Source organism: Pseudomonas iranensis (genome assembly GCF_014268585.2).
GTDB lineage: Bacteria > Pseudomonadota > Gammaproteobacteria > Pseudomonadales > Pseudomonadaceae > Aquipseudomonas > Aquipseudomonas iranensis.
On the sequence record NZ_CP077092.1, the window covers coordinates 3,478,216 to 3,489,804 of the forward strand.

The 11,589-nt window shown below is 59.1% G+C and carries 10 protein-coding genes; 1 reads left to right on the forward strand and 9 read right to left on the reverse strand.

The window, feature by feature from the left end:
* Positions 1-112: 112 nt before the first annotated feature.
* The 9 genes from HU724_RS15490 to HU724_RS15530 form a co-directional block, all read right to left on the reverse strand.
* Positions 113-1,483, reverse strand: coding sequence for a TolC family outer membrane protein (locus HU724_RS15490; RefSeq protein ID WP_186569067.1), 1,371 nt, complete (start codon positions 1,481-1,483; stop codon positions 113-115).
* A 2-nt stretch (positions 1,484-1,485) separates the two neighbouring features.
* Entirely contained in the window at positions 1,486-2,835 is a 1,350-nt protein-coding gene (locus HU724_RS15495; RefSeq protein WP_186569068.1) for an HlyD family type I secretion periplasmic adaptor subunit, read from the reverse strand.
* Positions 2,832-4,607, reverse strand: coding sequence for a type I secretion system permease/ATPase (locus HU724_RS15500; protein ID WP_186569069.1), 1,776 nt, complete (start codon positions 4,605-4,607; stop codon positions 2,832-2,834). Before HU724_RS15500 ends, HU724_RS15495 begins: the two co-directional genes overlap by 4 nt.
* A gap of 201 nt (positions 4,608-4,808) precedes the next feature.
* On the reverse strand, positions 4,809-5,237 hold the full coding sequence (locus tag HU724_RS15505) for an AprI/Inh family metalloprotease inhibitor (RefSeq protein WP_186569070.1): 429 nt from the start codon (positions 5,235-5,237) through the stop codon (positions 4,809-4,811).
* 91 nt (positions 5,238-5,328) lie between these two features.
* Positions 5,329-6,774 (reverse strand): serralysin family metalloprotease, encoded by a 1,446-nt coding sequence (locus HU724_RS15510; RefSeq protein WP_136492641.1) that lies wholly within the window; start codon positions 6,772-6,774, stop codon positions 5,329-5,331.
* 455 nt (positions 6,775-7,229) lie between these two features.
* Complete coding sequence (locus tag HU724_RS15515; protein ID WP_186569071.1) at positions 7,230-8,315, reverse strand: polyamine ABC transporter substrate-binding protein; 1,086 nt, start codon at positions 8,313-8,315, stop codon at positions 7,230-7,232.
* Positions 8,316-8,370: 55 nt separating this feature from the next.
* A complete protein-coding gene (locus HU724_RS15520) occupies positions 8,371-8,715 on the reverse strand; it encodes a cupin domain-containing protein (RefSeq protein WP_125926617.1) in 345 nt (114 codons plus the stop codon).
* Between the two features lie 31 nt (positions 8,716-8,746).
* Positions 8,747-10,153 carry an NAD(P)/FAD-dependent oxidoreductase gene (locus HU724_RS15525; RefSeq protein ID WP_122746142.1) on the reverse strand — a complete coding sequence of 469 codons (1,407 nt, stop codon included), beginning with the start codon at positions 10,151-10,153 and terminating at the stop codon, positions 8,747-8,749.
* Positions 10,154-10,205: 52 nt separating this feature from the next.
* A complete protein-coding gene (locus HU724_RS15530; protein ID WP_186569072.1) occupies positions 10,206-11,021 on the reverse strand; it encodes a helix-turn-helix domain-containing protein in 816 nt (271 codons plus the stop codon).
* A gap of 265 nt (positions 11,022-11,286) precedes the next feature.
* On the opposite strand from HU724_RS15530, the gene HU724_RS15535 reads away from it, so the two are divergent.
* A complete protein-coding gene (locus HU724_RS15535; protein WP_039761582.1) occupies positions 11,287-11,559 on the forward strand; it encodes a DUF1652 domain-containing protein in 273 nt (90 codons plus the stop codon).
* The last annotated feature ends 30 nt before the right edge of the window (positions 11,560-11,589 follow it).

Below are 11,589 nucleotides of genomic sequence, written 5' to 3' on the forward strand. Positions count from 1 at the left end.
TGTTATTCAGCGACCCGAGAAAACCAGTCGATTACGGATTCAGCACAGCTCGTTCAAGTCGGTGCATCTCGCCAATCTCCCCGGATCGGTTCCCTCTCCCTCTGGGAGAGGGTTAGGGTGAGGGCTGTTGCGCGACCACAAATGCTTCGTCCACCCGCGCCAGATCCTGCTCATTCAGCGTCCCGGCGTAGTAATGCAATTTGGTCCAGGCCATCAGGTAGTCGTAGCGCGCCTGGGCCAAATCCCGGCGGGTGGTGAACAGTTGCTGCTCGGCATTCAACGCATCGAGATTGGTGCGTTCGCCGCCCAGAATGCTTTGTCGGGTCGAGACCACCAGCGCCTCGGCCGACTTCAGGGCCTTCTGATAAGCGCGCAATTTGCTCACCCCGGACAGGCACGCGCTGAACTGGCGGCGCAGTTCGATCAAGGTTTCTCGGGTTTTGCCATCCAGTTCGTATTCAGCCTGTTCCATGGTGCGGCTGGCCTGCCGTGTGGAGGCCGATACCCCGCCGCCGGCGTACAGCGGCACGCTGACTTCCAGGCCGATGGTGTTGGTTTCGTAGCGCTGGTTATAGGTGTTGCCGCTTTCGGACTCGTTGTCGCGCATCGAGGCATAAGCACTGACTTTCGGCAGATGCCCGGCGCGGTTGCGCTCGACTTCGTAGCGCGCCACTTCCACGGCCTGACGCTGCGAAGCGAGGTTCGGGTTGTTGCTGATCGCCAGTTCATGCCAGGTGTCGAAGTTGGCCGGTTGCAGGGTGAAGGTCTGGAATTGCTGACCAAGCGGCGCCAGATCGCCGATGTCCACCGCCGACACGCCCACCAGCGCGCCCAGCTCGCGCAAAGCGGCATCCTGCTCGTTGCGCGCTTCGATCTCCTCGGCAGTCGCCAGCTCATAGCGCGACTCGGCTTCGAGAATATCGGTGCGCGTGCCCTCGCCCTGCTTGAACATGTGTTCGTTCTGCTGGAACTGCTGTTCGTAGGCCTTCTTCTTCGCCTGGGCGATGTCGATCTGGTCCTGGGCGAACAAGGCTTTGGTGTAGTTATCCAGCACGCGCACCAACAGTTCCTGACTCTTGCCGCGAAACGCTTCGTCGGCGAACAACGACTGGGCGACACCTTTGCGATATGCCGCATAAGCCTCGTAATCGAGCAGCGGTTGCTGCACCGTGAGCGCCGAGCCGTAACTGTTGTAGTTGCGCTCATCGGTGCGGTTGCGCGCACGATCATCCAGAGACGTCGCCTTGGAAGAGTTGCGGCCCTTGTTGTAGGTGTAACCGATCCGTGGCAGCAGCCCGGCGCGGCCAATCACGCGGTTTTCCAAGCCGGCATCGCGTTCCTTGATTGCACCGAGGAACACCGGATCGTTGCGCAACGCCTGTTCGTAAATCTCGAATGGCCCCATGGCCGCGACTGCCGAGTGACTCGCGAGCAGCGTCATTGCGGCCCCCAGCATGCAAAGCTTTTTCATACAGCCGAACATCCTTATTCCTCGGTCAACGCAGAACCGGCGCGATCAAGCAGCGGTTTGAACAGGTAGTTGAGGAGTGAACGCTCACCGGTGCGCACGAACATTTCCGCCGGCATGCCGGGCTTGATCACCAGGCCGTTGAGCTTTTCCATCGCCTGATCACTGACGCTGCTGCGCAACACGTAATACGGCACGCCGGTTTTCTCGTCGACCATCTGGTCGGCGGAGATCAGACTGACTTCGCCGGGCACGCGCGGGGTTTTGCTCTGGTTGAACGCGGTAAACAGAATGTCCACCGGCAGATGCGTGCCGACCTTGTCGATCAGGTTGATCGGCAAGTGCCCTTCCACTTCCAGGGTGGTGCCTTGGGGAACGATCTCCAGCAGGGTTTCGCCCTGACGCACCACGGCGCCTTCGGTGTGCACACCGAGGTTGACTGCCACGCCATCGGCGGTGGCGAGGATTTCGCTGTGCTGCAGGTCGAAACCGGCGGAGGTCAGCTGTTCGGACAGCGTCACGCTTTTCAGCTGCGCATCGGCCAGTTGCGTACGCACTTCCTTCTGGTATTCCTCGCCGTGCTGCTGCAACTTCAGGCGCGACTCAAGGATGCCCTGCTCCACGCGCCCGCTTTCGCCGGTGTTTTCCGCCAACTGCTGCTGCACTTGCGACAGTTGCCGCTGGTAGTCCATCAAGCGGTTGCGCGGGATGTAGCCGTTGTCGGCCAGCGGTTGCAGGTTGCTCAATTGTTGCTGCAGGGAGCTGGCCTGGGCATTGAGGTCGCTTCGGGCGCGGCGCATGCCGGCCAGTTGTGCGGTGGCGCCTTCGATGTTGGCGCGCAGTGCCGCTTGCTCCCGGGAGAACGCTTCGCGGCGGCTGCTGAACAGTTGCCGCTGGCCTTCCAGCACCAGCGCCAGGCGCGGGTCCGGGTCGTTGCTCAATTCAGGCGGAAAGGTCACTTGTTTGAGGTTGTCGCGCTCGGCCTGCCAGCGCGCGAGGCTGGCCCAGGCCATGCGGTACTGCGCCTGCAGCGATTGCACGTCGGCAGCCACTTGCGTCTGATCGAGGCGAAACAACGGCTGGCCCTGCTTCACGATCTGGCCTTCGCGCACCAGAATCCGGCTGACCACGCCGCTGCTCATCGACTGCACAGCCTTGCGTTTGCCCGACACCACCACGGTGCCCTGCACTGGAATGCCCTGATCCAGCGGCGCCAGTGCGGCCCAAGTGAAGAAGCTGCCAGCGCCGACGATGGCCAGAATCCAGCCCAGGCGCGCGAAGAATTTCGCATCGCGTTTCGGGCGCTCGGTGAGGTAGGCGTGTTCCATGCTCGCTTCGTTTTCAGTGTTCATGCTGGCGCTGCTCATACACCCGAATTCCTTGTCGAGGGTTGATACTGCCGACTCATGCTGAGCCCGCCCGGTGCCTGGGCAGCTTTTTCGCGTTGCTGTTCCTGCTGACCGGAAAGTGCCTTGAGCACATCCTGACTTGGGCCGAACGCCTGCAAACGACCATCGTTGAGCACGAGCAGTTTGTCAGCCTGAGCCAATACCGAAGAACGATGCGTCACCAGAATCACCGTGGTGCCCTGCGCCTTGAGTTGCGCAATGGCGCTGGCCAATGCGGCTTCGCCGACGGTGTCGAGATTGGAATTGGGTTCATCAAGCACCACCAGACTCGGCGTGCCGTACAGCGCGCGGGCCAGGGCCACGCGTTGCTTCTGGCCGCCGGACAAGCCGCTGCCGTCCTCGCCCAGTTGCGTGTCATAACCTTGCGGCAAGCGCAGGATCATTTCGTGAACGCCGGCCTGTTGCGCGGCAGCTACGACTTTTTGCGGATCGGCTTCGCTGAAGCGCGCAATGTTCTCGGCGATGCTGCCGCTGAACAATTCGATGTCTTGCGGCAGGTAACCGATGTAAGGACCAAGCTGATCGCGGTTCCAGCGATGAATATCAGCGCCGTCGAGGCGCACGGTGCCGCCCAGAACCGGCCACACACCGACCAGCACCCGAGCCAGCGTCGATTTGCCAGAACCGGAAGCGCCGAGCACACCCAGCACTTCACCAGCACTCAGATTGAAATTGACCATGTGCAAAGTGGCTGCACGCTGCCCGGGCGGGCCGGCGCTGACTTGTTCGAAAGTAATCTGGCCTTTCGGTGCCGGCAGTGCCATCGCCTCGTCGCTGGGCGGAAACGCCTGCAACAGCGCATCGAGACGGCGATAAGCCAGCTTCGCCCCGCTCCACTGCTTCCATACGGCGATCAGCTGATCGATCGGGCTCAGCACGCGGCCCATCAGGATCGAACCGGCGATCATCATGCCGGCGGTCATATCGCCCTTGATCACCAGCAACGCGCCCAGGCCCAGCACCAGGGATTGCAGACACAGGCGCAGGGTCTTGCTCAGCGAACTGATCACCGCGCCGGTGTCGCTGGCCTGGTTCTGCAAGCCGAGAAAGCGCGAATGCACGCCGAACCAGCGTTTGCGCAGGGAGCCGAGCATGCCCATCGCCTGAATGGTTTCGGCGTTGTGCAAGTGGCTGGTGGCCAACTGGCTGGACTGCTGGGAAAACCCGGCAGCCTCGCCCAGCGGCTTCTTGGTCATGTATTCGTTGATGCACGCCAGCGCGATCAACAACAGCGCGCCCGCCGTCGCCAGCACGCCGAGCCAGACATTGAACAAATAGATGACAAACAGATAAACCGGGAACCACGGCGCATCGAAGAAGGCGAACAACGCCGGGCCGGTGACGAACTGGCGGATGTGGGTCAAGTCACCCAGCGACTGCCCGGCGTTGCCTTCGCCTTTGAACAGGTTGCGTTCGAACGCGGCTTGATAGACGCGCAGATTGAAGCGGCGCTCCAACTGGCTGCCGATGCGGATGACGATAAAGCTGCGGATCACTTCCAGCAGCCCGATAAAGGCGAAGAAACCGACCACCATCAACGACAGCATTGCCAGGGTGGTTTCGTTCTGTGACGACAGCACCCGGTCATAGACTTGAAGCATGTAGATGGACGGCACCAGCATCAACACGTTGATCAGCGCGGTGAAACAACCGACGCTGATCAAGATGCTTTTATAGTCACCCAATGCCTTGATTAACGGAGCGGTGGCTGGGGCCTTCGCCATCTTCATTGATTCTTCCTGAACAGTATTCATCGCGCCTGCGGGGCGAGACTTCAATTAATTAAGCGTCCATCCCGGAATACACTTCCGTGGCGCCCATTTAAATTTTCATGACAACTAGCGCTGATTGATGCAGCGCAGTTGATTTGTTTACCTTGCTTATAACCATGCGACGAATCGCTATAGCTATATCGGTTTGTAAAAGGCAGATCAGTTATCGGGCGCCGTACGTTCCAGCGTGACGATCAGCCCGGACTTCAAAGTCGCCAGATATAACCCATCACGTTGGCGGCTGAAGAACTGGATTCTTGAGCCTTCGTGACCGGTGATCGACAAGCCGTCAGGATCAGGAAACCAGCCGATCGGAGCTTGCTCGAGCCATGCACCCAGACAGTCTGCGCCCTGGCCAACGGTCTTGTTGGCGAGCAGTTCGACGCTACAAGTATTCGAGGGCTTGTCCTGGAGCTTTTGCGCTCGCAGGTCATCGACTGTGCTGGACAGTGTTGCCTGCCACTTTCCGGCAAACACGGAGGGTTCTTCGAGTCTGAGGCTGCTTGCCATGCTTGTCGCTCCGGTCATCATCAGCGTGACTGCCATCAGCCATGCCATCGTCGTGTCAGTTAAAACGTATCGAGTCATAGGAAACTTCACTTCCGCTCGTAGCCTTGCTCGGCGATCAGTCCGATGCAAGCGAAGAAAGCGACGCACGAGGCGCCGCTTTCCTTTCACATCACGCCACGATGTCGCTGGTCGCAGCCTGGCCCACGGTGCTGACGATGAAATCAGCCACGCCATGCCCGGAGAAATCCACCGACAACAGGCTGTTGCCGCCCGACGAGGTCAACACGGCATCGCCGGCCGAACCGGTGAAGCTGTTGACGAAGTGCAGGCCCGCGCCGTTGGTGATGCCGGTCAGGTCGATCTTGTCCAGACCACTGACGAAATCGAGAATCTGATCGATCGCACCCGGCTTGGAGTCCGAGCTGGCGGCGAACACGAAAGTGTCCGATCCAGAACCGCCCCACAGTTTGTCAGCACCACCAGCGCCGTACAGGATGTCGTTGCCGGCACCGCCCTTCAGCTCGTTTGCCACGCTGTTGCCGATCAACAGATCGCTGCCCGAACCACCAATCGCGTTCTCGATGACCGCACCCTTGGCGATCGACACGTTGCCGACCATGCCGCCAACGTCGGAGAACGAAGCGCTGTTGAGGTTGATCTTCTGGTTTTGGGTGAAACCGGAGAAGTCCAGGGTATCCTTGCCGCCGGCATCCCACACCGAGAACACCACTTTGTCGCTCGACGACGACGCGCTGAGGAAATCGCGGCCGGTATTGGAGTTGAAGCCGTAGGTGGTGTCGCCGGTGCGGGTCGTGGTGTTGGCGCCGTAGAGCTTCTGGATCGCGGCGATGTCGTCCATCAGCGGGCCGGACGAGTAGGCTTCGACGCCGCCCTTGCTGAAGTTCTGGTTGGTGTTGCTCTCGCTCCAGTAACTCATGACGCTGTAGCCACGGGTGTCCTGGCCATAAGTCGCATCGTTGTAGGTCGGGTTGCCATTGCCGGCGTTGTAGTCGCCAGGGTGAGCAAGGCCCAGGGTGTGGCCGATTTCGTGGGTCAGGGTCTGACGACCGTAGTTGTTCAGATCCGGGTTCTTGTTCTGCGTGTAACCGCTGTTGATCAGGTACCACGAAGTACCGTCATAACCAGCGCCGGTCCCCGGCAGATAGGCAAACGCCGCAGCGCCATCCTGGCCACCGCTGTAGTTACCGAAGGTCATGTGCCCGTCGCCGCCCGAGGCTTTCTCGGTGAAGGTGACATTGGCCACGTCGGCCCAGGACTGCATGGCGAGCTTGGCCTGCGCCTGCTGTTGCGCGCTGAACTGACTGAACCCGCTGATGCCGTGCTTGTTCATCGTGCTGTTCGAGGCCGAGGTCAGGAACGTGTAGGTCAGTTCGATCTTGCCGCTGCCGTCCTTGTCCTGGTAGGCAGCGCCGTCACGCAGCAATTGCGTAGCCGCCTGGTCGACGGTGTACGAGGGTTTGCCATTGACCGTGAGGTTGCCGCCACGATCATACTGATGGCTAAAGCTATTGATCTGGTTGTACGCCGAGCTGAAGGCAGCCAGCTGGAAAGCCTGTTCGGCGGAATCAACAGCGTTGGTTTTAACTTTCGACATAAACACACTTCCTTGTTTAGCAATGGAACAGTTTTTGTCCGACAGGACGATCTTTGGCGAGATCGTCCTATCACTCGCCCAATGAAGGCGTAACGAACCTGACACAATTTGAAATCTGTCGTAAAGAGTTTTTTTGCGATCCAATTTGGCTGTATCAGGAAACTGCCGTAAACAAAGCGTGCGGGGAGGAAAGATTGTTTTTAGTTGTAGCGAGGGTGGAAATTGTCTGACGATTTTCTATTTAAATATTAAATATCGCTAAGTTTGAATTTGTTGGGCAAGTCACACTTTCATTCAGCGGTGCCAGTGCTTTGATATCAACTCTATGACTTTATTCGGACTGTAGGAGCTGACGAGTGCAACGAGGCTGCGATCTTTTGACTTTGACCTTTTTAAGATCAAGATCAAGAGATCGCAGCCTCGTGCACTCGTCAGCGCCTACAGAGGACGGAGGTTCAGCTACCGGTACGAATCTTATTCCACACCCGCGTGCGAATCCGGTCGATATTCAGCGGCATCGCCTCCAGCGCAAATAGCTTGCCCATCATTTCCGCGCTCGGGTAAACCTTGGTGTCGTTCTTGATCGCCGGGTCGATCAGTTTGTCGGCTTGTTCGTTGCCATTGGCGTAATGCACATAATTGGTGATGCCGGCCATGACATCGGGGCGCAGCAGGTAGTTCATGAAGGCGTAGCCGGCCTTCTCGTCCGGTGCGTCGACGGGCATGGCGACCATGTCGAACCAGATCGCCGCGCCTTCCTTGGGAATCGCATAACCGATCTCGACGCCATTCTTGGCTTCCTTGGCGCGATTCTCCGCTTGCAGTATGTCGCCGGAAAAGCCCACCGCTACGCAGATGTCGCCGTTGGCCAGGTCACTGGTGTACTTCGAAGAATGGAAGTAACTGACGTAGGGCCGCACTTTCATCAGCAAAGCTTCGGCTTTCTTGTAGTCTTCGGGATTTTTGCTGTGGTGCGGCAGGCCCAGATAGTTGAGCGCCGCCGGGAGCAGTTCCGGGCCGTTGTCGAGGATCGCCACGCCGCACTTCTGCAGTTTTTCCATGTATTCGGGCTTGAAGATCAGATCCCAGGAATCCACCGGCGCGTTGTCGCCCAGCACCGCTTTGACCTTGGCAATGTTGTAGCCGATACCGGTGCTGCCCCACAGATAAGGGAAACCGTGCTCGTTGTCAGGGTCATTGGTCTGCAGGGCCTTAAGCAGCGCTGGATTGAGGTTCTTCCAGTTCGGCAACTGACTCTTGTCGAGTTTCTTCAGCGCCCCACCCTGAACCTGCCGCGCCATGAAGTGGTTCGACGGAAAAACCACGTCGTAACCGGATTTGCCGGTCATCAACTTGCCGTCGAGGGTTTCGTTGCTGTCGTAGACGTCATAAGTGACGCCGATGCCCGTGTCTTTCTGGAAATTCTTTGTAGTGTCCGGGGCAATGTAGTCGGACCAGTTGTAGACCTTGACCGTCTCGGCTGCATGACTGACGGAAGCGGCCAGCAGCAGCGGCGCCAATGCGAGGGTTTTCTGGATCATGGGGCGATTCCTGTATGGGCTTTTTTTGTTGGCAGGCAATCAAAGGATCAAACAATCAGAAAATCAGCACGTAGCTCTTGCGCACGGTTTCCTGGATATCCCAGATCCCGAGCGTGTTGGCTGGCAACATCAGTGCGTCGCCGCCTTGTATCTGCAGGGTTTCGCCGCCACCGTCGGGGGTGAAGGTGCAGCGCCCGGAAATGAAATGGCAGAACTCCTGCGCGGTGATCTGCCGCCGCCAGCGGCCCGGGGTGCATTCCCAGACGCCGGTTTCGACACCGTCGTCGCGCTCGACACTGGTGGTCGAGGCAATTGCGACGGGTTCGCCGAGGGGCACGGCGACCGGGTTGGATTCTTCGAGCTCAAGCGTGGCGGTGTTCTTGAATTGGGTGATGCTCATGGCGTGACCTGTTTATTGAGGGAAACGGCGTTCAGTGCATGAAACCTTCCATGAACCCGGCAACCCGGCTGGCGAGCTTGCGCCGCCAGGGCGCGGTCGCGGGATTGGCCAGGGTCTGGTCTTCGTGCACGAAACTTTTGATGATCGCGTTGTAGCCGAGCCAGCGGCATGGCTCCGGTTCCCAGGCACGCAGCGCATGAATGCCGCCGTCGGGCAGGACCCACGGTTGTTGGGTCAGCTCGCTGTCGCGCTCAAGAATCAGATCGGCCAGCGTCCGGCCGCCGAGATTGCTGGCACCGACGCCCTCGCCGCCATAACCGCCAGACAACGCGATGCCGTTGGCGCGGTCGCAAAGCATGTGCGGCTTGAAATGCCGCGACATGCCAAGGTTGCCGCCCCAGGCGTGGGTGATCTGCACATTTTTCAGCTGCGGGAACAGTTCGCCGAACAGATAGCGGCGCAGTTCGACCTCATCGCGGGTGAGGTTGAAGTCATGGCGCAGCTTGCCGGCGAACTGATAACCGCCACGGGCGCCGAAGATCAGACGATTGTCGGCACTGCGCTGGCCATAGGTGACCTGACGGCTGAATTCACTGAAGGCCTGGCCGCGATTGAGGCCGATTTCGTCCCAGGTCGCAGCGGACAGCGGCTCGGTGGCGACAATCAGGCTTTGCACCGGCAATTGATAACGGCCAAGTGGCGGCAAGGTCACCGAATAACCTTCCACCGCCGGGACGATCCAACGGCTGCGCACGCTGGCCTTGGCGGTACGCAGACTGCCAGGTTGCCAGTGGGTGACCGGGCTGTTTTCGTAGATTTTCACGCCCATGTTCTGCACGGTCCGCGCCAGACCACGGACCAGCTTCGCCGGGTGAATGGTCGCGACATGGGGAGCGAAGATGCCGCCGTAGGGCTTGGCCACGCGGATCTGCTGGGCCAACTGCTCGGGACTGAGCCAGCGGTAGTCGTTATCGGTAAGGCCTTGGGCGTGCAGCTTGCTCAGGTAATCACGCAGAACGGCTTCCTGCTCTGGGTAGCGCGCGGCACAATAAAGCACCCCGCCCTTACGGTAATCGCAGTCGATGCCTTCGCGTTCGAGGACGATCTCCACTTCATCGGGGATGCTGTGCAGCAGATCAAACGAAGCCCTGCGCTGCTGCGGCGACAAGCCTGCAAGCAAGCGATCCTCACCCAGCAAGTTACCCATCAGCCAGCCGCCATTGCGTCCGGACGCACCGAACCCGGCGGTTTGCGCCTCGACAATGGCAATATCCAGGCCGGGCGCCTGTTTTTTCAGGTAGTACGCCGTCCACAGTCCGGTGTAACCGGCGCCGATGATCGCCACGTCGACATCCAGATCCCGCTCAAGCGCAGGGCGCGCCAGCAGCGGTTCATCGAGCTGATCCATCCACAAACTGATCGTGCGCCACGCCGACATGCCAGACTCCGCCACTGAAAACCTTCGATGGCGTCGATCCTAGTGGCTGCCTTCAGTGGATGTCTTGCGCGCGTGCCCGCAGAGAAATTTGTTTGGCGTAGGCCTTGGGCGACTGGCCGGTGTGTTCGCGAAAGCATTTATAGAACGCTGACAACGAATTGAAGCCGGCGGCAAACGCCAGCTCGTCGACACGCAACGGCGGCGTGGCGCTGTCCAGCGCACGCAGCAAATGCTGCAGGCGCGCCTGATTGACGTAGCGATAGAAGCTCTGCCCGAGCACCTGATTAAGCAGATAGGAAATCTGATTGCGGCTGTACCCGCACTCCTTCGCCACCCGTTGCAGGTCAAGCTCAGGGTCAAGATAGGGCTGCTGCTTTTCGAAATACTGCTGCAGGTCTTCGGCCATGAAACTCAGTTGCCGCGGTGACAGACCTAGCCGACTGACCGCCGGGCGCTGACTCTGTGCCGAGCTACCGTCGGCCTGGGTACGCACCAGCGAGGCGTACTCGTTGACGCGCCAGATCAAGCCGTCCTTGACCGTGATCGCTTCGCTGGAGCGAAACGACACCAGGCCGTCGCCGCCACGCAAAGTCACCTCGTACTGAATGAACGCGGTGTTGCCATCCACCCGGATTCGGTCGCAATGTTCGAGCAGTTCGTCGGATTCTCGCGGCATGCTCACGCGCACGTAGTCGCGTAACTCATCCAGGCCGAGCACCCGGTTCTGAAAGAAATCGTTGTACTGGATATCGGCGTGATAAAGCGCCATCACGCTGTCCAGATCCCGGTGTTTCCAGCTCAGGTGATAGCGCATGACCGTGGCCGCCGTGGCCTGGGTCTGTTCTGGGCCGTCGTCATCGGCGTGCATAAGCGGCTCGGCGAAAAAGAACCGAGCTTGCCCAACTTCCTCTGCCGCTTCAATGAAAAATCCATAGTGGCGTTTTGGCGATAATCGATGAGCCAGTGACTTACATCAAAAAATGCGAATCAATCGCTAAACGGACTGAAAAAACTCACAGTTTTTTCACACACGGATGCTACTTTTAAAGCTCAAGCACTGGTTGAGCCAATGAAGGCTCTTCCCACCTAACATGAGCAAAAGGAAGCGCTCGATGAAGCAGGCGGGCAACACCATGAATAAAGGGTTCAGCAAAGTCACCTTTCCAAACGCTTGCCAGCTGATGCGCTGGCATTTTCATCCCATGGGTTTCGAGGCAACGATGGATGCGCCGGGCAGCATGATCGCCCGTCTGTTCGACCGTGCCAGCGGCGAAACCATGATCGCCATCGCCGGGATTCCCTGCGCAACGGTGATGAATGCAGCGGACGTCGAGCGCATCATCGAAGCCATCGAGGATGAGCTGGAAGCCTTCACTCCTCCGGAATCTCTCAAGAACTACGCATAAACACCTGATTTAAAACAAAAAGCCCGCAGC

Excerpts from the sequence above, each read along its gene's own strand:
- HU724_RS15490 (WP_186569067.1), bottom strand. The coding sequence starts at position 1,483 with ATGTTCGGCTGTATGAAAAAGCTTTGCATGCTGGGGGCCGCAATGACG.
- HU724_RS15495 (WP_186569068.1), bottom strand. The coding sequence starts at position 2,835 with ATGAGCAGCGCCAGCATGAACACTGAAAACGAAGCGAGCATGGAACAC.
- HU724_RS15500 (WP_186569069.1), bottom strand. The coding sequence starts at position 4,607 with ATGAAGATGGCGAAGGCCCCAGCCACCGCTCCGTTAATCAAGGCATTG.
- HU724_RS15505 (WP_186569070.1), bottom strand. The coding sequence starts at position 5,237 with ATGACTCGATACGTTTTAACTGACACGACGATGGCATGGCTGATGGCA.
- HU724_RS15510 (WP_136492641.1), bottom strand. The coding sequence starts at position 6,774 with ATGTCGAAAGTTAAAACCAACGCTGTTGATTCCGCCGAACAGGCTTTC.
- HU724_RS15515 (WP_186569071.1), bottom strand. The coding sequence starts at position 8,315 with ATGATCCAGAAAACCCTCGCATTGGCGCCGCTGCTGCTGGCCGCTTCC.
- HU724_RS15520 (WP_125926617.1), bottom strand. The coding sequence starts at position 8,715 with ATGAGCATCACCCAATTCAAGAACACCGCCACGCTTGAGCTCGAAGAA.
- HU724_RS15525 (WP_122746142.1), bottom strand. The coding sequence starts at position 10,153 with ATGTCGGCGTGGCGCACGATCAGTTTGTGGATGGATCAGCTCGATGAA.
- HU724_RS15530 (WP_186569072.1), bottom strand. The coding sequence starts at position 11,021 with ATGCACGCCGATGACGACGGCCCAGAACAGACCCAGGCCACGGCGGCC.
- HU724_RS15535 (WP_039761582.1), top strand. The coding sequence starts at position 11,287 with ATGAATAAAGGGTTCAGCAAAGTCACCTTTCCAAACGCTTGCCAGCTG.